Annotated in this window: 14 protein-coding genes; 7 read left to right on the forward strand and 7 right to left on the reverse strand. The window is 59.6% G+C overall.

From position 1 onward, the window contains the following. Nucleotides 1-1,251: a flavin-containing monooxygenase gene (locus tag AC1DYF_RS34875; protein ID WP_477882749.1), complete on the forward strand. Its 1,251-nt coding sequence runs from the start codon at nt 1-3 to the stop codon at nt 1,249-1,251. Nucleotides 1,252-1,274: 23 nt separating this feature from the next. Here AC1DYF_RS34875 and AC1DYF_RS34880 read toward each other — a convergent pair whose 3' ends face one another. Then, on the reverse strand, nt 1,275-1,859 hold the full coding sequence (locus AC1DYF_RS34880) for a hypothetical protein (protein ID WP_477882751.1): 585 nt from the start codon (nt 1,857-1,859) through the stop codon (nt 1,275-1,277). A gap of 109 nt (nt 1,860-1,968) precedes the next feature. Between AC1DYF_RS34880 and AC1DYF_RS34885 the strand changes: the two genes are divergently transcribed. After that, nucleotides 1,969-2,406: a VOC family protein gene (locus AC1DYF_RS34885; protein ID WP_477882753.1), complete on the forward strand. Its 438-nt coding sequence runs from the start codon at nt 1,969-1,971 to the stop codon at nt 2,404-2,406. 14 nt (nt 2,407-2,420) lie between these two features. Here the strand turns inward: AC1DYF_RS34885 and AC1DYF_RS34890 are convergent, their stop codons facing one another. Beyond that, the gene (locus tag AC1DYF_RS34890) at nt 2,421-4,199 is read right to left on the reverse strand and encodes an adenylate/guanylate cyclase domain-containing protein (protein ID WP_477882755.1); all 1,779 of its coding nucleotides are present in this window, start codon (nt 4,197-4,199) and stop codon (nt 2,421-2,423) included. 106 nt (nt 4,200-4,305) lie between these two features. Here AC1DYF_RS34890 and AC1DYF_RS34895 point away from each other — a divergent pair, with 106 nt between their 5' ends. Then, the gene (locus AC1DYF_RS34895) at nt 4,306-5,505 is read left to right on the forward strand and encodes a hypothetical protein (protein WP_477882756.1); all 1,200 of its coding nucleotides are present in this window, start codon (nt 4,306-4,308) and stop codon (nt 5,503-5,505) included. 39 nt (nt 5,506-5,544) lie between these two features. Here the strand turns inward: AC1DYF_RS34895 and AC1DYF_RS34900 are convergent, their stop codons facing one another. The 5 genes from AC1DYF_RS34900 to AC1DYF_RS34920 all read right to left on the reverse strand — a co-directional run bounded on the left by AC1DYF_RS34900 (nt 5,545) and on the right by AC1DYF_RS34920 (nt 12,644). Then, nucleotides 5,545-5,733 carry a hypothetical protein gene (locus AC1DYF_RS34900; protein WP_477882758.1) on the reverse strand — a complete coding sequence of 63 codons (189 nt, stop codon included), beginning with the start codon at nt 5,731-5,733 and terminating at the stop codon, nt 5,545-5,547. A gap of 222 nt (nt 5,734-5,955) precedes the next feature. Then, nucleotides 5,956-6,456: a hypothetical protein gene (locus AC1DYF_RS34905; RefSeq protein WP_477882760.1), complete on the reverse strand. Its 501-nt coding sequence runs from the start codon at nt 6,454-6,456 to the stop codon at nt 5,956-5,958. 231 nt (nt 6,457-6,687) lie between these two features. Beyond that, on the reverse strand, nt 6,688-7,545 hold the full coding sequence (locus AC1DYF_RS34910; RefSeq protein WP_477882761.1) for a hypothetical protein: 858 nt from the start codon (nt 7,543-7,545) through the stop codon (nt 6,688-6,690). A 15-nt stretch (nt 7,546-7,560) separates the two neighbouring features. Next, nucleotides 7,561-11,931: an NACHT domain-containing protein gene (locus AC1DYF_RS34915; protein WP_477882763.1), complete on the reverse strand. Its 4,371-nt coding sequence runs from the start codon at nt 11,929-11,931 to the stop codon at nt 7,561-7,563. Between the two features lie 434 nt (nt 11,932-12,365). Then, nucleotides 12,366-12,644 carry a colicin immunity domain-containing protein gene (locus AC1DYF_RS34920; RefSeq protein ID WP_477882765.1) on the reverse strand — a complete coding sequence of 93 codons (279 nt, stop codon included), beginning with the start codon at nt 12,642-12,644 and terminating at the stop codon, nt 12,366-12,368. A gap of 685 nt (nt 12,645-13,329) precedes the next feature. On the opposite strand from AC1DYF_RS34920, the gene AC1DYF_RS34925 reads away from it, so the two are divergent. The 4 genes from AC1DYF_RS34925 to AC1DYF_RS34940 all read left to right on the forward strand — a co-directional run bounded on the left by AC1DYF_RS34925 (nt 13,330) and on the right by AC1DYF_RS34940 (nt 19,892). Next, a complete protein-coding gene (locus AC1DYF_RS34925) occupies nt 13,330-13,608 on the forward strand; it encodes a hypothetical protein (RefSeq protein WP_477882767.1) in 279 nt (92 codons plus the stop codon). Then, nucleotides 13,598-14,896 carry a PBSX family phage terminase large subunit gene (locus AC1DYF_RS34930; protein ID WP_477882769.1) on the forward strand — a complete coding sequence of 433 codons (1,299 nt, stop codon included), beginning with the start codon at nt 13,598-13,600 and terminating at the stop codon, nt 14,894-14,896. The genes AC1DYF_RS34925 and AC1DYF_RS34930 overlap by 11 nt, the downstream gene beginning before the upstream one ends. Beyond that, nucleotides 14,896-16,968 carry a portal protein gene (locus AC1DYF_RS34935; protein ID WP_477882771.1) on the forward strand — a complete coding sequence of 691 codons (2,073 nt, stop codon included), beginning with the start codon at nt 14,896-14,898 and terminating at the stop codon, nt 16,966-16,968. The genes AC1DYF_RS34930 and AC1DYF_RS34935 overlap by 1 nt, the downstream gene beginning before the upstream one ends. A gap of 242 nt (nt 16,969-17,210) precedes the next feature. Next, nucleotides 17,211-19,892: a hypothetical protein gene (locus AC1DYF_RS34940; RefSeq protein ID WP_477882773.1), complete on the forward strand. Its 2,682-nt coding sequence runs from the start codon at nt 17,211-17,213 to the stop codon at nt 19,890-19,892. The last annotated feature ends 253 nt before the right edge of the window (nt 19,893-20,145 follow it).

Below are 20,145 nucleotides of genomic sequence, written 5' to 3' on the forward strand. Positions count from 1 at the left end.
ATGGGCGGGATTCTGGACGCGGTTGTCATCGGTGCGGGGTCCGCGGGGCTTGCTGTCAGCTATTTCCTGCAGCGACAGGGCCTGGCGCATTGCGTGCTCGAGCGTGGCCGGGTGGGGGAGACATGGCGCGTGCAGCGCTGGGACTCCTTCCGGCTGAATTCGACCAATATCCGCTCGATCATGCCCGGCGACAGCTATGACGGACCGGACCCGTGGGGCGCGGTCACGCATCACGAATTCGTCGCCTATCTGGAGTTTTATGTTGCCCGGCACGGATTGCCGGTGCGTCAGGGCGTGGCGGTCGAGCGGCTGGATCGGGCCGACGGGATTTTTCTGGTCACCACCGATGGCGACACGCTGCTGGCCAGGACGGTCGTGGTTGCCACCGGCAACCAGAGCCGCCAGCTGCGGCCGTGCTTTTCCGCCGATTTGCCGGCGAGTGTTTTGCAGCGCGATTCCTCGGCCTATCGCAACCCTTCCGAACTGCCTGATGGTGCGGTGCTGGTGGTTGGCAGCGGCCAGACGGGCGGCCAGATCGCCGAGGATCTGGTCGAAGCCGGACGGCGGGTGTTTCTGGCGACAAGCCGCAACGGCCGGCTCGTGCGCCGCTATCGGGGCGGCGACATGTTCAACTGGCTGACGCTGTCGGGTTTTGCCGACGTCCCGCGCCGGGAGATTATCGACAAATACGGCCGTCTGCCGGCGCGCCCCTTGCTCGGCGCCACCCATACGATCAGCCTGCAATCGCTGAGCGCCCAAGGCGTGGTACTGCTCGGCCGTTTCCATGGGTTTGTCGATGGCCACCTCGTCTTCGGCGACGAGCTCGGCGATCACATGCGCTATGCCGACGAAGCCTCGGCGGAAGTGAAGCGGGTGGTCGATGCCTATATCGAGCGCGCCGGGCTCGATGCACCGCCGGCCGAGGATGATCCGGCCGAGATGGTCGCGCCGCGCCTCGCAGACCCGCCGATCCGGTCGCTCGATCTCGCAGCGAGCGGCATCGCCTCGGTCATCTGGTGCACCGGCTTTTCCGGCGACTTTTCCTGGCTGACGCTTCCGGATGCGCTCGACGCGTCAGGCCAACCCATTCACGACGATGGCATAGGCATGGTTCCCGGTCTCTATTTCGCCGGGCTGGATTACGCCGTGACGCGAAAGTCGGGCACCGTACCGGCCATCGCCGAGGAAGCGGGTAATCTGGTGGATCTTCTCGTCAAACAGCGGGTGGGTTTGCAGCCGGGGACGGGTTAAGTCTGCCCCTGTTCCGGCGCGGCTTACGAGAACGGCACATGTGGGTCCTGCAGCAGGTAGAATGTCGGCACCGGCGTGGTGTCGGTGATGAAGAAGCCGAAACGGGCGCGGTCCTTGGGATCGACATGGCCCTCCTTGAAGCGCAGTCGGTCAAAGCTCTCGAAATGGTTCTCGAAAGCGTCAAAATGGTCCGACGAGATCATGGAAGGATCGGGATTGACCTGGTTGAACGACAGGCCGTCGTAGAAATCGCTGGGCTTGTCGCGGATCTCCTGCAGTTCGAAGTCGAACTCGATCCAGGCCAGCCCGCTTTTGTTGACCGCGACGATGCTGATGTGAAAATCCCCCTCGGGCATGTCGCGCGGGCCGGCCGCCGGTGCTGCCCGGATCACCAGCGTCACGGGATCGGCCGAATAGAGCTCCTCGCGGATTTCGATCGGGTCCTCCAGCGTGCCCGTGCCGGATGCGGAGAGGATGCGGAAGCCGCCGAGCTCGTCGGAGAAGGAATAGTTCCCGGCATAGAAGCGACCGTCGTCCGCCGGCCCGGCACTGGTGAGCGCCAGCGTCGAGAGCAGCAAGGCTGCCAGGATCATGAGGCGACGCATCATGGTTCGGTCCCCCGCATCTGAGTATCGCAGCTATGCGAGGAAATTCAAGCGGCAGAGGCGGGTGGCCATTGCCGATTGAGTTTGCGACGAAAGCTTGTAGATTGGCTACATGGCGCTCAAACGGATGGACAATATCGGCATCGTCGTCGAGGACCTCGAAGAGACGATCGATTTCTTTCGCGAACTCGGCCTTGAGCTCGAAGGGCGGGCGACGATCGAAGGCGAATGGGCCGGACGCGTCACCGGCCTGGGCGACCAGCGCGTCGAGATCGCCATGATGCGCACGCCGGATGGACTGAGCCGGCTTGAGCTGTCTCGGTTCCTCGCGCCTGACGTCGTCGAGGATCACCGGAACGCGCCGGTGAATGCGCTGGGCTACCTGCGCATCATGTTCGCCGTGGACGATGTCGATGAGACGCTGCAAAGGCTCAGCCGGCGTGGTGCGACGCTTGTCAGTGAGGTTGTCGACTATAGGGACGTCTATCGGCTCTGCTACATCCGTGGGCCCGGAGGGTTGCTCATCGGGCTGGCCCAGGAGCTCGGCTGAGCGCTAGCAAGCGCTCACTGCGCTGCCACGCCGCTTACCGCCACAGTCTCCTCCGCCTCCGCCCCCGCTCTCACCAGCCCTTCACGCACATGCTGCGCATCGGCTGCCTCAGCAAAATGCAGCGTGCCCAGAAATGCCTCCAGCCCGAAATCCGGCGCCAGGGCGCGGACCTTGCCGATATGCGCCGAGGCGGCAACGCCGTCGCCGAGCCAGCCGTAGCAGGCGGCGACGAAGGCGTGTTGGGTGTGGTCCATGGCCGAGAGATGCATGAAGGCTTCGATCGCCTCGCCATATTGGCGGGCGGCGAAATGGGCCTTGCCGAGATGGCTCCAGAACCGTTCGGGGTGATGCGGGTTGAGCCGCATGGCCTTGCGGATCCATTCGACCCCTTCTCCGGGCCGCCCCAGCCAGGTCAGAAGCTCGCCCTGCTGCACCACGACCAGATCATAATTGGGATTGAGGGACAGCGCGCGCTCCTGGTGATAGCGCGCCGTCGTCAGCGCATTGTTGTTGACATTGACGGCCGCCAGGATGCGATGCACGTCGGCGTCATTGTCGTCGAGCGCCAGGGCCTGTTCCAATTCGGCAGAGATCTGTCCCCAGAGTGCATCCTTGTCGGCACACCAGCCGTTGACCCAGCACTGGCCGAGGATGCAGGCGCGCCAGGCATGCGCATGGGCATAGTTGGGATCGAGCGCCAGCGCCCGGCTGATCAGCTCCTGGGCCTGGGCATTGTCGGCGGCGGTGCTGCGGTGATGCAGCACCTTGGCGGTCAGCGCACATTCGTAGGCCGCCATATTGGCCGGCTTGCTGCGGGCGAGCTGGTCGCGCTGGGCAGCTTCGACGCGGCCGGGCAGCGTGGCTGAGATCGCCGACGTCACTTCGTCCTGGATGGCGAAAATATCGTCGAGCTTGCGATCGTATTTGTCGGCCCAGATATGGGAATCATTGACGGCGTCGATCAGCTGCACGGTGACCCGCACCCGGTCGCCGATTTTTCTGACGCTGCCTTCGACCAGATATTGGGCGCCGAGCTTTTCGGCCACTTCGCGCACATTGACCGGCTGGTTCTTGTAGACGAAGCTGGAATTGCGCGAGATGACGAAGAGCTCGTGGCGGCGCGACAGCTCGGTGATGATATCCTCGGTCAGGCCGTCGGCGAAAAATTCCTGCTCGGGGTCGCCGCTCATATTGTCGAAGGGCAGCACGACGATCGAGGGTTTGGAGACCGCCCGCTTGGCGCTCGCCTCTTCCGCCGGCGGCGCCGGCAGCACGCTCGCGTCTATCCCGACGCGGTAGAGGCGCACCGGGCGGCTGATATTCTTCAGCGTCTTCTCGCCGAGGTCTTCGAGGGAAACCTCGACGCGGCCGGAAATCTGGTTCGCCACCGCCGCCGTGACGCAGATGCCGCCGACATCGGCCAACTGTTCGACGCGGGCCGCGATGTTGACGCCATCGCCAAAAATGTCGTCGTCCTCGAAAATGATGTCGCCGAGATTGATGCCGATCCTGAATTCGATGCGCCGGTCCGGGGCCAGGTCGGAATTGCGCCGCTTCATGCGCTGCTGGACTTCCACGGCGCATTTGACCGCATCCGTCACGCTCTGGAATTCGACCAGCATGCCGTCGCCGGTCGTCTTGATGATCCGGCCGCCATTCTTGGCGATGACCGGGTCGATGAGCTCGATACGATGCGCCTTGAGGCGCGCCAGCGTGCCGGCCTCGTCCGCTTCCATCAGTCGGCTATAGCCCGCCATATCGGCGGCCAGGACTGCGGCAAGTCTCTGCTTCATCGATTTGCCAACCAAAAAGACGGCTATTCCCGGGCTGGGAGAGAGCCTTCGCGGCATTTTAGCGCAGGCCGGGGCAATCGCCTAACTAAATTAGGATGAGGTGGAATTGGGCTGCGCCATCTGCCGCTGCGGCCATGCAAGGATCGCTGAGGCGGTTCTGCGTCACGACGTCGAGCAGAACCGTGACCAGGCAGTTTTCGTGGTGGCCATTGGGGCGAAACGTTGGCGGCTCTATTGTCACTATGCCGGCCTCCATGCGCGTATCGTTTCGCGGGGACGAAAGCGTCTGCGAAATCGGTACAGCTTTAGCGAGTTGTCAAACGCTATCTTTGTCGTTTTCGGTCATTGCTGCCCGAATGGCCGCGCAACCGTGCATTTTGATGATGTGCCGGCAGGAAGCAACGATTGGATCGGAGAACGCGTGAGCCAGGCCAGCTCTTCCGGTGATTGGACAACAGAGGTGATCAAATACCTCAAGCGGAACATTCCGGAGGACAGGTACCTGCCGGACCCCTCCAGACGGGCATGGTCCCACGCGTTTATGACGGCTTGGCAGATAGGCTGCGAGGCACTGGCCAAGCTTGGCGTGGCCGATGAGTTTGACGGCGGAGCGATCGCACGGACAAATCCGGAATTGCCGGACCCTTTGCCGAGATGGGACGATATCTGCGTCGCCGTCCTCGGCCTGGCCAATCATTTTGGCCACCTGAAATATCCCCCTTCCCACCCCCATGCCGCAACCGCGCCCGACGTTGGCGGATTCCTTGTCGGCAAGGAACTTGTTCCCGTTCTCGAGGCGCTTGGCCTGGCGAAGGGCAGCTCTGTCACAAAGGCTGCGGAAACGATCTTCTGGCGCGAAGGCTGGTCGGGCAGGGTCGACGTCACACGCGATCCGCGGTTTACGCAGGCTGTTGCGACGGCGTGCGAAACGATCCCTGCTGATATCCGTGCCGAGATGGACCGCCTGGTAACGATCACCGAGGACGACGTCGCCAAGGCATTGGTGCGATATAACGCCGTGCAGGAACGAAACCGCGACAGGGAGCTTCAACGAAACCCCGCAAGCGCCGCTCGGAGGACTTACAAGCCCATCACGGTCGAAGACGCGCGCAAAAACCTGGAGTCTTTTCGGGCGGGGGAGCTCGACTGGCTCTTCTTCCGGCGCTGGCGCCTTGCCGATGGATGGTTGAGCGGCAAGGAAGCGGAAAGGGCGCTGGAAATCTTCCACGACAGTCTGGCGATCAGGATGAGGCGGGCTGTGGTGAGCGGGCTCTATGATGGGCTGGTGCTTGGCGACGGCAGGTGAATATCGACGCCGTTTCCGGCGAAAGCCCCCTGAAGCCGCCTACATTTCATCGCCACCATGACCGTAACGGAACTTCATCCCCTCGTTCTTCACCCGGCCTTCAACCAGCATCAGAAACGCCTCCGCACTGGGGATCGGCAAGTGCCGAAGCCTGAGGATGAGCAGAACATTCTCCAGCGGCGTGTCCGGATGCCTGATCTGGAACGCCTCGCTTGCCGCGACGGCCATGCAGTCTTCGATTTTTCTTTCGAGGACATCCAGATGAAACGCGATAATCTCGTCGTCCGACCATGTGTGAAAAGCCAGTGCCTGCTCGGCCGCCCAGGGCAGCGTGTCGTTGATGATTATGTCTGTCCTTATAGGGAAATTCCACGACGACCTCGGCTATGCCTTCGAAGGTCGCGCGGTCAATATCCTTGAGTGTCATGGTGATATCGCGCGGCTCGCGCGTCAGATGCCGTCGATCAGCAGATAGGGATAGCGTTCGATCGCCACCCGCACCCGTTCCTCGAGCCGGTCCAGGAATGCCAGCAAGGCCTTTCGATGGAACTTGCGTATCGGCGGCATGAATCCGGCGTAAAGGACGTACCTTTCGACAATTGTCATCAGGCGCGCATTGCCTTTGACGTCACGCCTCAATTCCTGAAATCGAGGCAGGATATCGAGCCAGGTGTCTCGCGCGACCCACGCGGTGCCCCAGTGACGATAATTAGTGGTCCAATCCGGGAAGGAACGGGCCACCAGGCCCTCGATGAACAGAAACGCTTCCTCTCGTACGTTGAATGCGTCTGGGCCAAAGCGATCGTAGTCATCTTCGCCGCAAAAGTCGTGATCGCATGGGATGAAATAGAAGGTGAGCCCGCGGCGCGGCTCATCTGCAATTCTGAAGTTGATGGACATTTGAAAAAAGCGGACAACACGTGCCGCATTTGGGGAGTGATTGCCCGTCATAGCAGCGAGGCTGCTAGATATCAACTCGTCCATTGCGAGCATAAGAGGACTGATTAACATCTTTGGCTACAGACAGTTCGAAGTCAGCTCATGCGCCGACGGCGGTCATGGGCTGCGCGTTGATTGATGACCGAGATGGGGCCGGAGAGCGGACGGTCCGCTATTGGGAAATTTAACAAGAAGCGTATGCTATGCAGCAGATAACGAACCCCGCCGCTCTAAGATTGCAAACTATCCTCGCCGGGGAAATGGCCGCGAGAGCATCTCGATAGCTTCGTCGGTCCTGTCGCAAATCACAAGCTGCTCATCGAGTGCGTACAGGTAATGCGCCAACTTCTTTACTGCGCGTTCGTTGCCGGGATCGACGTATTGCTTAAGTTTGGCCTGCATATCGCGGATATTCTGGCGCATGATGTCATTCGATTTTTTCTCTTTTTCAGGATTGAAGGGCGGCACGCCAAAGCCTCCGATTGCAATGGAGTGGGACAGGCGCTGGAATGGAAAAATCGCGGTCAGCGAGCCATCTGACTTAACGTAGCGGCTAAACATCTCGCGGACGCAAGGATCGGTTTCATTGCGGACATAGGTGCATACTTCGTCGTCGACTTCAATGAACGGCGTGCCTTTCTCGTCTGCGTCACGCTGAAATGCCCGCACCTCGCCTTCACGCTCATAAGCCCTGTGATAGCCAGTCCCTAGCAAGGTTCTTTCATTGTGCATCACATTACCGCGCGTGATATAGCCGCGCACAAGCACACCTTTGGTCAGCAGCGTTATCGCCGCGCTCCAGCATATGTTGACCAGATTAATCACCCCGGCCGGCGATATTTCCGACGACGCGATTACGCAGTCGGAGACCTGTGTTGATTCAAAGTCCAGATCCTTCCGTACGCATCTGCTTTCCGGGCATACCTGTGGGCCGTAGCTCTTGAAAAAGCTCTTCCCATTTTCGTTCCGAAGCACATCAACTATGTCCTGGATTTCAGAAAACGAGCGGCCAGCGCCGCTTTCCGCGTCTTGAACCATTTGCTTGAATCCAAGCACGTCGACGAAGGCGATAAATTTGTCTTTCACAGCTGACGTCGGCATGGGGTTACCCGGTAATCAAACGGAGGGGGTTGCGACGGGCCGCAACGGGGTGGCTCGTTTTGTAAGGTCGATGCCGATGATCGTAATGGTCTGGATATCCGTCCGATTGGCGATGTAGCTGTTTGCGTGTTCCTGCAGGGCGGTCGCCAGTTCCTCAAATGCGAGGGATTGGCCAGTCGTAGGGTGGTCCCAATTGCCTTTCTGCCCGCGATAAACCATCAGGAATATGCCGGAATCCGACCTTACATCGCGCAGATAGTCATTGCAGAGCTGGTTCTCCAACCGCTCGAACAGTTTGGGACCAGTCCATTTATCCGCGATCTTGAATTCAATCGGCACCGGCGCGTCAAATCCTACACCGTGCATGCGCAAGTCCGGCCGCTTTGCGTCCGCCAGCTCCTCTTCCTGCGGAATGGAATATCGACCGCTCGCATTGTCACGCAACCATTTTCCAAGATAGTTGCGCAAGACTTCCTCCCCATCGACCTTGAGCAAAATCTCGGCGATGCTGTCGTCACCGTTCTCAATTTCATCCTTGAGATCAAGTAGGCGAAGCACGGCCAACTCAAACAGTTGCGCATGGTTGCGGGGCTGGCGCTCGGCAAATTCTGCGAACGTCAGGAAGTCGCCGGCCGGCCATTTAGGCAGATCGGCATCCGCTTCCGCCCGCCTGAAGGCATGCCGCGCCACCCAGCTACGCGAGTCATTTGCCGGATGGACTTCGCTAAGTTCCCGCAGCGCGATGTACGACTCTTTCCCGGGTATTTCTTGGAGCATCGAAAATACCTGATTGCGGGCCTCTTGCGCATTGTCGCGCAGCGTTGGCGAATACACGCCCGTATTGCCGCGGTGCAGGTCATCCTCGACCCGAATGAATCGATGGAGCAGGAGAAAAATCGATTTCAAGGACTGCACGGTACGGAAGCTTTGTCGCGGGCCTAGATTGGTGCGATGCTTTCCAATCAAATCCACCGCCAATTGCATGCAGAATGTTCTCGCAGCATTCTGGTCTTCGATTTGGGACAGATGCTGCTCGACGACAATGAGAGCAGGCTGTGCATCGACCGATATCCACAACGAAAACCAAACAGCGCAAGCTTCGGGATCGTCGACGGAAAACGATTTACCTTGGGCAAGAGAAATGAGCTCCGCGTCGGGGATGCTGTTCGCATTGGTGACGATCTTCAGAGCGCTGCCTAGGACATCGAGATTTGCCGGATCAATCAGTGCAAGGCAGTCCATTACGCCACGTGCGAGATCAGGCTTGGCCCAATCACCCCGCCATTCGATATCGGACAGAACGTAACTGGCCGTCGCGCCTTTTGCCGTGTGACGCATTTCCCATTCGATTTCCCCCAACAGCATATCGCGTGTAAGCCGGCGATGGGTGGCGAACAGCTCTGGCATCCAGTTTGGGAAGCCATTCATTTCCCAAAGTGCATACCGACATGCGCGCGCCGCGTCCTGAGGAAGAAGCGTAGTTGCCCAATTCTCCGTCTCGGTTGCCTCGATCTCGAGGCCGCATAGGCCTAGAACAACTCCATTCGGCACACTGCCGGGTTCCTCCACGCCTTCCGAGCGCAACGGCGGTTCGTAGTTGCGCCAGTAGCCCACGGCGCCATCTCGGAATGCCTGGGCGACGTCTGCGTTTTCAGCAGCAATAAGGTCACGCCAGTTTCCATAACCCCAACGATGACGTTCCTTGCCGAATTCGCGAAGGCGGTGGATAAGGTAGTGTTGCGCGTCCCACACATTGCCACGGGCGGCCAGCGAGACATCACGCAACACCGCGACGTTTTTAGCGAGCCAGGCGCTCGATTTGGCGCGATCCGCCGCCAGTCGCGCTTGTCGTTGCTCTTGTCGCTTCTTGAAGTCGCTTTCGCGTTTCCTGAATTTGAGCGCCTCGGCCGACATCTTGGGTGGATGTAGGTATCCATGCAGCGCCGCTTCAAGCTCAGGAACGCCGTTCACTGCTGCCTTCAGCTGCTTCAACCATTCTTTGGGCCTGCCGTTTTCTTTGTAGATCGCGAAGGCCAACGAGAGGGCGACAAGCTTGTCGTCACCCAGGGGCCGCCCTGTGATGTCGTCGGCAATCTGCTCGAAATGGCGCGCCTCGAACTTCCAGTAATCGCGGAAAACTCGCGCATTCCACCAGTCAACAAGCCGCTTGCCGTCGTCCAGCTCCTTTCGAGCTTCAGTGACGTCATGCCAAAACAGACGATGATTGAACCGATCCCAGGCAGGCACAAGTTCGCCGAATTTGATCTTGTCGGAATGGTCGGCATCATAGTGATACGACAGCGAGGTAAGCGATACGATAGACAGGACCGCCTCGTCGAGCGCCAATGGGTTCCGCAGCGCAATCAGCGTTTCACACGCCTTGGCGCCATGAATAAGCAGCCATGCATACCGAGCGGAAACTTCGAAGTGCCGCCGTTCGATGAACGGGGGCAGGGCAATCAATTCGATGATTCTCCGTACAAAGCGAAGCGTGTCCTCTGGTGAGCATGACACGGTGATATTGGCAAGAGCCCGCCCGATGGAAGAGGTGTCATATCGGCTGGGTGGATTGAGCCTTCCGATGGCATCCAGCACCTGTTCCAGAGATAGTAGGCGAGGCGTGAAATTCGCGATCAGTTCACCGAGAGTATGATGATCCATCGGGGCAAGGGTGCCCAGCAATTCAGCTATCTTGCCCTCACCGTCGGGCAGCGGCTCGMCCGCKGCCAACGCGCGAATGGCGGTCAATCGGAGCGACGTGTCGCGCGTCGTGTCGCGCGCCACTGCAAATGCCTCCGGGATGCATTCGGAAAGACCGCCTTGCCAGACCAGCCGCAGAAGTAACCTCTGATTTACCCGATTGGAAACGTATCGAGACAGAAGCTCTTTTATCATCGGGCCCATATCGGGGCGCACGAAACGCTGGATTATTGCAATGTCAAATGAGTGGTCGGCGCCTTCTATTTCCTGTTGAGCGCAAACCATGGATATGATTTGCTCGCGAAACGCCGATGAAAACTGTGCCGGATCGCCCCCGGACAGCAGCGCTTCCGGGGCCAAGCGATAGGCCCGCTCGCGGATGCGTTCGTCCATGAGTGCCATCCACGAAAGGATTGGCCGCATAGTTGGAACAATCACCGGCACACCGTACTGCGTCTTGAAAAAAAGGCCTTCGATCTGCCGCCGGGAGTTGCCATTTTTCAGCAGATCGTTGAGCCATTCGGCCGTGAGGTATTCGCGCACGGAACGATGATGAAATCGCACGGTGCCGTAAATCGCTTCGTCGAAGATGGGGCGGGAAAGCAACACAGAGCATTCGGCATCGCTCCGATCCCTCAAAATCGTCGTCGCAACAATACCGATTGCTCCAGGAGCGTTGTCGGGCACAGCGATGCGCTGTTCCTTAAGGAGCGTCGCCGCTGCTGCGAGCAGCTTCGCGCCGCGATATGCCTTGTCAAGCGAAAGGGGCTTGATCTGAGCTCGGGCGGGGTCGTCTTCTCGCAGCTTGTTTTCAATGCTGGACCTGATGAGCTCCAATGGAGTGCCAACGTGTCCGTGCTTGTTCCAGAAGGCGATTAGATCGAGAAGGTCGCGTGGCCGGGACGCAAAGATATGCGCGTCATTCCGCTCGATGGCGGCAAGGAATGCATCGCTGTCGGTCACACCTCTGGCCGCGGCAAAAATCTTGATTTGATCGTCTGCCAATGGCGCAAGCGAAAAGATCTTCGCGCTTGAATTATCGGCTGTCGGCCCGACTTTCTGCTGAACATCTTTCCCGCCGATCGTGGCGACAATTTCATTTTCCACATCTTCAGCAGATGTATCGCCGGGCTCATCCGGGGCAGCGCGAGGTGCCTTGTAGGGCAGCTTGTCATTTACCAACGCAAGGTCAGTCGTCGGTCGCCATTCAGTGATCCGGCTGGTGATAAAAATGTGGGCGCGCTGCCGCGCGTCGCTTAGCCGCGCAGCTAGAATGCGAATGGCTTTCTCAAAATTCCGCGGACTTTCCAGCTTAGCTTCATCCACCGAATCCAAAAACAGCCATGCCTCGGCGTCAGACGCCAGCCACTTCAGAAACTCCGGATACGTACCTGTCGCTTCGCCTTCGAAAGCACCATCAATCCCGTCCGCAAGATACTCGAGACGAATAAAAAAAGCCGGCCTGCCGTCCATTCGGACTTTCGTGGCGGTTTGCCGGATTTCCGCGGTCTTGCCGGCCCCCGCCTCGGCGAGGATGATGACGCGATACTCCCCCAGCAGGTCCGGCCAACCAATCGTTCTGGCGATGCCGAACAGCGCGCGATCTTCGTAATCCTCGCCGAATTCCGTTTTTTCGGCAATCGGTACGAATTGCCGGCTGAGGTCGATGTAGACGTTGTTATTCATTGTTCGAATCGCGGCAGTGAAGCATGCGCTTTATCCAATAGCAGCATCCGTTTCCGCGCAAGGGAAAGAACCCACAACCCAATAATCCCGAACTTTTGTGAGAAATAGGAAATCTGCGCAATGGGCGCCGGCTTAATAAATATGTTTGGTGCGCCGCCTTAGTTAGGCCTCTCGCCCTCCCGGACTATTCTCAGGTGTCGGCTTGTGTGTTGAGTGTTTTTGTCCGCTGTTGGCACGTTGGAGTTGGGTGCGGCCTCTTCTTGGGGCAAACGTGCAGCGCGGGGTACGACCGCTTCTGAGCTGCGGCCGTGTTTTCCTTGGTGTCCGACTTGACGGCGCAAGGCCGTTTAATAGATGCGCAGCTTCAGATGGCCGCTTCGCGCCAAATTGCGGTCATCCCGTCAAAGCAACAGGCGTTCTCATGCGTGCATGGCTTACTTCAAGATCAGCAGCTTTGAGTATGTCTCTGTGATATCTTTGAGGAAGCGAGAATCATCCATTTCATATGGCTCGCGCACTCGTCCATCTTTATCCGGAACATGGACATCGATACTTGTAAACACCCAATTGAGCGGTTCATACAGATGCTGCGGAAGCGACCTTTTCTCCGCCTTGAACATATCGAGATACTGCTTCTCGAAAACCTCGACGGGGATCTCTTCATCGAGAAATGACCGTATGAGGTCGATATATGGTTGAATATCATAAGACATCGATCGTGCTCGTCGTAGGTGCCCTGTGTCGAAACCAGGGGCTGAAGACCATAGGGGCTTTGCAGTTAACTTTCGGTGGAATATTGGCCCATGCTCATCGCGTCCGCATTCCGGCGCAGAGCCAGTCGGCATCATAACCCTTATCAGCCGGCACTATCTGTTCCTCGCTTGGACGTACGCTTCGGGCTAAGAACCGCCACCCAACTGTTCCTAACCATGGCTTTGCTTCCGAGAAACTCTTGGCTAGCCAGGTGGCAAGGTGGCGCCAGTGCGCAGAGATGTCGCATCTGCCATGATCTCCACTCTGAATTTCGATGAACCTGGAAGGGGTGTGCCACACGCCAGATCTCCGCATCCATCTAAATTCAAATCCCACCTTGTTAATGTTCGCTCCACCCCCCAAATGCCAGTGTAGGACGCCTCGGGTCCCTCGGCCATAGTTGCCGATACCCGAACCCAGTCGACGCCACAGGCGATCGGCACAGTGGGAGGCTTGTGGCCTTTCCGTTTCGCAGTTTTTCCGTAAGTCTATACGCACGCTTATCCGTCACCCCGTCATCGCAAGCTGGCGGGTTTTTTCATGCATGAAAGGAACCGCCATGGCGAAGAAGACCAAGCCGCGGCCGAGGCCGGGGTGTTGAATGGTGGACGGGCTTTCCCTTTCACCTGATCGGGGCGTTTGACCATGGCGCGCAAGGCAAAACGCAGCAGCAAGCAGGATATGCCGTTTCGGGATGCCCTGAAGATGGAACTGGCGGCGCTGGAGCTCGACAATAGCCGTGGGCTTCGGCAGATCGCCTCGCGGTTGATCGAGATGGCCGAGAGCGGGGATTTGCGGGCGATCAAGGAGATTGCTGACCGGATCGACGACAAGGCGCAGGCGGCTGCCGGGGGTGATGAGGCGGTGGCGCCGATCAAGCTTGTGCAGCGGATCGAACTCGTGGCGCCTGGCCATGACGACTGAGCAGATCGTTCTTCCGCCAAAGCTCATTCCCGTTTTTTCCGGCGAGGCCGATATCCGGTGCGCCTGGGGTGGGCGGGGCAGCGCCAAGACGCGCAGCTTTGCCAAGATGACCGCGGTGCGCGCCTTCATGTGGGATGCGGCGGGGCGCAGCGGGCAGATCCTTTGTGCGCGGCAGTTCATGAATTCGCTGGCCGGTTCCTCGCTCGAGGAGATCAAGGCGGCGATCCGTTCGGAGCCGTGGCTGGAGCCGCATTTCGACATTGGCGAGAAATATGTCGCGACGCTGTCGGGGCGGATTTATTACACCTTTGCCGGCCTTGATCGCAGCCTCGACAGCATCAAGTCGCGGGCGCGCATCCTGCTTGGCTGGGTCGACGAGGCCGAGCCGGTCAGCGAGACGGCCTGGCAGGTGCTGATCCCGACTTTGCGTGAGGAGGATAGCGAACTCTGGGTGACGTGGAATCCGCGCCGCCGGGCGAGCGCCACGCATAAAAGATTTCGCGAGACGGCCGATGAGCGCTTTCGCGTCGTCGAGATGAACTGGCGCGACAATCCGTGGTTTCCGGCGAAACTGGAGCGTGACCGGCAGCGCGACCTCAAGGAGAGGCCGGATCAATATGCGCATATCTGGGAAGGTGACTTCGTCACGCTGCAGGAGGGCGCCTATTTTGCCCGGCCTCTGAATGCGGCGAAGAGCGAGGGCCGGATCGGCAAGGTCGCGGCGGATCCGCTGATGCAGTATCGCGCCTTTGTCGATATCGGCGGCACCGGCGCCAAGGCGGATGCGTTTGCCATCTGGATTGCCCAGTTCGTCGGGCGCGAGATCCGGGTGCTGGATTATTACGAGGCCGTCGGCCAGCCGGCGGCGGCGCATCTCGAATGGATGCGGTCGCGCGGCTATCTGGCCGGGCGCACCGAGGTGATCCTGCCGCATGACGGCTCGACCAAGGATCGCATTCACGATGCCTCCTATGAAGGGTTTTTCCGCCAGGCCGGTTATGCGGTGACGGTGATCCGCAACCAGGGTTCCGGGGCGGCGTCGAAGCGCATCGAGGCGGTTCGGCGGCTGTTTCCGTCGATCTGGTTTCATGCCGAGACCACCGAAGGCGGGCGCTCGGCGCTCGGCTGGTATCACGAGAAGCGTGACGAGGAGCGCGGCATCGGGCTCGGGCCCGACCACGATTGGTCGAGCCATGCGAGCGATGCCTTCGGGCTGATGTGCGTGGCCTATGAGGCGCCGAAGCCCAAGGCCGAAAACTGGGATTTCAAGACAAGGAAGGTCGTCTGATGGCGGATACGCCCGACAGCCCGGAGCGCGGCACGATCTCGGCCCAGGTCTTCGACCTGGTCAAGGAATGCGAGAAATATCGCACCGACATGTCTTCGGATCGCCGCAAGGCGATGGAATATTCCGAGGGCGTGATGAAGGATACGCCGGCGGACGAGAACCGTTCGCAGGTGGTGTCGCGCGATGTGCGCGCGGTGATCAAGAAGGTGAAACCGTCGCTGATCCGCACCATTCTCGGCAATGACCGGATCGTCGAATACCAGCCGGTCAGCGAGGGCGATGAAGGCGGCGCCGAGCAGGCGACCGACTATGTCAACCATATCGTGCTGCCCGAAAGCCTGGCCGACCAGGCGATCGAGGATGCGGCCGACGACGCGCTTCGCCTGCGCAACGGCATTGTCCGGGTCTATTGGCAGAAGAAGCGCTCGGTGTCGATTTCCATGCATACCGGGCTCGACCAGCAGGCGCTGATCCAGCTGGTCGGCGACGACAGCGTCCAGGTGCTGGGCAAGGATCAACGCATGCAGCAGATCGACGTGCCGGGCGGGCAGCCGAGCCAGGAGCCGGTCTTCGACATCCGGATCCGGCGGGTGACGGAGGCCGGGCAGATCCGGCTCGAAGGCGTGGCGCCGGAGGAATTTCTCATTCATCCGGATGCGCTCGATATCGATGACAGCCCACTCACCGGCATCAACAAGCGCATGCGCCGCTCCGAACTGGTGGCGATGGGCTATGACAGAAAACTGGTCGACGACCTGCCGACCGCCGGCACCGACGACAGCAAGGACGATGAGCAATTCAGCCGCAGGCGCGATTGGCAGGGCCGCGACAACCCAGCCGCCAAGGCGGCGCAGGAGGTCGAGTATTACGAGCTTTACGCCCGCATCGACCAGGATGACGACGGTATCGCCGAGCTCCGGCGCATGGTCTATCTCGGCGCGATCAACGACAAGTACAAGGTTGAGGACGAGGAGACGGACGATGTGCCGTTTGCCGATCTCGTCGTCGAGCGGCGGCCGCATCAGCGCGAGGGCAATTCGATCCCCGACGATGCGATGGAGATCCAGCGGGTCAAGACCGTGCTGCTCAGGCAGACGCTCGACAATATCTACTGGCAGAACAATCCGCAGCCGGCGGTGCAGGAAGGCACGATCGCCAATCCCGAAGCGGTGCTGAACCCCAAATTCGGCCAGCCGATCCGCATCAACCAGGGTGTCGACGTGCGCGAGGCGATCCAGATCAACACCGTGCCCTTCGTCGCCCAGCAATCCTTCGGCATGCTCGACTATCTCGACAATGCGCTGATGGATCGCACCGGCGTCACCGATGCGTCGAGCGGCCTGCCGCCCGATACGCTGCAGAACATGACGGCGACGGCCACCGCGCTGCTCGAACAGGCCGGCATCGGCCAGACCGAACAGATGGTGCGCACCTTTGCCCGCGGGCTGAAGCGGCTGTTCGGCATTGTGCTGCGGATGGTGATCAAGCACCAGGACAAGCCGCGCACTGTGCGGCTGCGCGGGCAATGGGTGGAGTTCGATCCGCGGCAATGGAATGCGGCGATGGATTGCACCGTCAATACCGGGCTGGGCGCCGGCACGCGCGAGCGCGACATGGCGATGATGCAGTTCATCGGCGCGCAGCAGGAAAAGCTGCTCGGCGCCTTCGGGCCGGCCAACAACCCCTATGTCACCCCGGACAATGTCTGGAACGCGCTGGCCCGCGGGGTCGAGGCGGCGGGGCTGAAGACGCCGGAAATGTATTTCACCAAGCCCGACCCGCAACAGCTGCAGCAAATGCAGCAGGCGGCGGCGAACAGGCCCGATCCGGAAATGGAGAAGATCAAGGCGCAGCAGCAGTCTCAGGCGGCAAAAGCACAGATGGATAGCCAGATCGAGCAGCAGAAGCTGCAGAACGACCTGCAACTGCAGCAGCAGCGCCTGCAGCAGGAGGGCGATTTGAAGCGCTACCAGATCGACCAGGAACTGGCGCTCAGGCGCCAGCAGAACGCTGCGCAGATATTGACCAGCGAGCCGGTGGCGAATGCGCATGTCGGTGGGATGCCGGGGTGAGGGGCGACCGCTTCAGAACGGGAGCAGGTCGCCGAAGCCCCAGATGAGTGTGCCGATCGCGGTAACGGTCAGGTTCTGGGAGGCCCGAGGCCTGGATGGTCTGATCGGTGAACCTGACCATCGGCTCCGCAGCAAGGTGGCGAGGGTTTTCGCATGACCTGCGACCGCTCTTAAAGATGCATCAAGCCCCGCCGAATGCGGCCCGGCACCTATCAATCTACGACCTCTTGAAAGAACTCCTAATGGCGACGATCGATGAGTTGTACCAGGCGCTGGCAAACGCCAAGAATGCGGGCAACACCCAAGCGGTGAACGCGATTGCGCAGGAAATTCAGCGGCAGCATGTGGCGGCGTTAAATCAGCCGCCGGTCGCTGATGATGGCGGCACCAGTCCGCTGTCCATGCTGAATGGCATGAACAGGCAGCTGGGCGCCGGAGGGCCGACGCGCCTGCAGGCCCGTTTCCTAAGACGTGATGGCGCCGGTGATGACACCAATTTCGCCGATACCGTGACGCCCGCCGATCCCCATAGCATTGGCAACGATGTGACCAATCAAATGATTACGCAGGCCATGCGTGGCAGGCCGGCGGCTTCGATGAGCGGCAATGGTCCTGAGGACGCAGCGGACCCTATCACCTATCCTGGGCTCAGATGGCTCGATCAGGCCGAAAGAGCAGGCCGGACGTTGCCGACCGGCGGTTCCAGGCAGATGTCGAGTGACGTACGGGCAGCGCCGCCCTCCGACAATCCCCGCAACGCCGGCAACCATATCCGAAACCAGCCCGCGACCGCCGATGGCCCGTGGGACCCATGGGCTATTCTCGCCGCGGCAGGCCAACAGCAGAGGCGGGACACGGGGAATCCGCTGGCGTTTCCGGATCAGATGAAGGCGCAGCGCGATCCTTCGGCCATGGAGGACATTTCATGGGAACGGAGTGGCCGTTGGCGGGTGCCGTACAGCGCGTTCAATCGGCCATTGACGCAATCCGATATTCAGGCAATCAAAGACTATTTGAACAGCGTCACCCCAAAACCGATCGAGGATCCAGTCATAGCTCGGTATGACGCCCTTCCGTGGTATGGCCAAGCCGGTCAAGCTGCTGACGATGTTATCAGAATGCTCGCCAATGACCTGACCCTTGGCCATGCAGATAACTTTGCCTCTTACATGAACGGGGACGATCTGGCGAAGGAGCGTCAGAACTCGCGGGATGCACGCACTCGAGCGGGTTCGGCAGGGGATCTCGCAGATTTGACGGACAAAAACGTCGACGACTTCGGCCGCACTTTCGCCCGCGGCGTACCAATCTTCGGTTCCTATGCAGACGAAATGAATGCCGGAATCAATGCTACGGTTGCGCCCTATATCGCGTCACTTGTTCCAAGGAGTTGGGTGCCCCAGCCATTACCGGAAGAGAACTGGAACGACAGATACAATCACGCGCTACAGATCGAGCGCGCAAAAGATGCGAACATTGATGAGAACCATCCGGTATTCGCGACTGCGGGAAAGTTGGGCGGGAGCGCCGCCACTATCGCTGCGACCGCGCTTAGGGCTCCGGCTCTCGTGGACTGGATATTCGGCAATGTTGGCAAGACGATTGTGCCACGCATGGCCGCCGCTACCGTTGCTGGCACGATCGGCGGCGCGGCTCAAGGATTTGGCGATGGACAAGGGGATCTGAAAAACAGGCTCGGAGAAGCCGGTAAGCAGGCGGAGTTTGGTGCCCTTTTGGCGCCTGCACAGACACTCCTCGGGATCGGAGCTAGCAAGCTCATACCCTATATCAAAAGCAAAATACTGGGGGAGGGCATCGATGTACAGACCGGCCTTCCGAAGGACGAGAAACTGTCGCCGGGAGCAGCCGAGTCGAGGGAAGACCTGGCGTCGAGCAGCAGCGAGACGTTGAATCCCGCTGCAAAACAGGAATTCGATCCGGTCACCGGCAAACCTCTTCCGGCCATCGTCGGTGATCCGCCGATCGCGGAGAACACTGCCGGGGGGCAAACGGCCGATGAAAGCGGGCGCTTGCGCCCCTCGAGCCGGAAATCCCACAATGGCATCCATCTGCCACCGAACAAAAAAGCCCGGCCTTTCAGCGCCGACTACGCCAACCCTGTTCGGGGACAGCATTATGATCCGACCACTGGCAAACTTCTACTGACCATTGATGGCGATGCGATTGGCGCCGACGCCGCTGTTGTCGGAAGGCAGACATTGAACAAACGCGACAGACCATTGCCAGCCAGCAAGCGCGACGACATCACAATTGCAACCACCGGCAAGGGGCCTACGATCAAGCCTATGCAAAGCGGGGATTTAGGACAATTTGAGAATGTACCCACGTCCAGAGTTCAAAAGCAGATCAACAACGGTGGTTATGAGTCTGAAGTAACCGTGGACAGCGGATTGTCAAAGAATGACGCGGGTCTGGTCCAAGACCATGAAAACGGTCATGCAATAAATAACATGGTGGGCACCGTCATCACCTGGCTGAAGAACGGAAAACTTAAAATTCCCTATCGGGATATACCTATCACTCCCGAGATGGAGCCGGAGCTTGAAACTGTCTATCGCGACGTGAATGGCAACAAGATGCCCAAGGATTTCGGTTATCTTCCCAGGGACGAGCCGTCTGAGTTGATGGCAGAAGCCGTTCGCGCCTATATGGAAAATCCGAATTATTTCAAAACCGTGGCACCTAACACCGCCAAGCAAATCAGGGCGTACGTCAACTCGCATCCGCTCTTGAAAGATCACATCCTGTTCAACGCCCGCACCCCGAACCTCATCTCCGACAACTATGCGGCCCTGAGCCCGGATGAGGGGACGGCGGCTCAACCGAGGGTGCCCAACCAGGGGGTCAAGGATGCGATCATGCGGGCGTTGCTGGGCGCAAACCCGACCAGCGCGGTTTCGTGAGCGGCGAGCCGCTTGGCTCCCTTTTCCTCGCTGCGAAGAAGAGGAAAGCCGCGTCTGCGTCGCCGCCAAACTAACTCTGCATTATTGCATAGGCGCTCGCCCGACCGATACCACAGCTATCGCATATGGCGAAAGACCCTCTCTGGCCTGCCGGCCATCTCCCCCACAAGATTCCATGAGGGTGGATAGCGCCACGGCTTGTATCAAAGTCGTGTTTGCAATCCCAACTTTGGAGGGCCTCATGGATATGATC

The sequence above is a fragment of the Rhizobium sp. P2_G9 genome, from assembly GCF_056403475.1.

Coding starts and splice junctions, on each gene's coding strand:
- AC1DYF_RS34875 (WP_477882749.1), top strand. CDS start 1: ATGGGCGGGATTCTGGACGCGGTTGTCATCGGTGCGGGGTCCGCGGGG.
- AC1DYF_RS34880 (WP_477882751.1), bottom strand. CDS start 1,859: ATGATGCGTCGCCTCATGATCCTGGCAGCCTTGCTGCTCTCGACGCTG.
- AC1DYF_RS34885 (WP_477882753.1), top strand. CDS start 1,969: ATGGCGCTCAAACGGATGGACAATATCGGCATCGTCGTCGAGGACCTC.
- AC1DYF_RS34890 (WP_477882755.1), bottom strand. CDS start 4,199: ATGAAGCAGAGACTTGCCGCAGTCCTGGCCGCCGATATGGCGGGCTAT.
- AC1DYF_RS34900 (WP_477882758.1), bottom strand. CDS start 5,733: ATGGCCGTCGCGGCAAGCGAGGCGTTCCAGATCAGGCATCCGGACACG.
- AC1DYF_RS34905 (WP_477882760.1), bottom strand. CDS start 6,456: ATGACGGGCAATCACTCCCCAAATGCGGCACGTGTTGTCCGCTTTTTT.
- AC1DYF_RS34910 (WP_477882761.1), bottom strand. CDS start 7,545: ATGCCGACGTCAGCTGTGAAAGACAAATTTATCGCCTTCGTCGACGTG.
- AC1DYF_RS34920 (WP_477882765.1), bottom strand. CDS start 12,644: ATGTCTTATGATATTCAACCATATATCGACCTCATACGGTCATTTCTC.
- AC1DYF_RS34925 (WP_477882767.1), top strand. CDS start 13,330: ATGGCGCGCAAGGCAAAACGCAGCAGCAAGCAGGATATGCCGTTTCGG.
- AC1DYF_RS34930 (WP_477882769.1), top strand. CDS start 13,598: ATGACGACTGAGCAGATCGTTCTTCCGCCAAAGCTCATTCCCGTTTTT.
- AC1DYF_RS34935 (WP_477882771.1), top strand. CDS start 14,896: ATGGCGGATACGCCCGACAGCCCGGAGCGCGGCACGATCTCGGCCCAG.
- AC1DYF_RS34940 (WP_477882773.1), top strand. CDS start 17,211: ATGGCGACGATCGATGAGTTGTACCAGGCGCTGGCAAACGCCAAGAAT.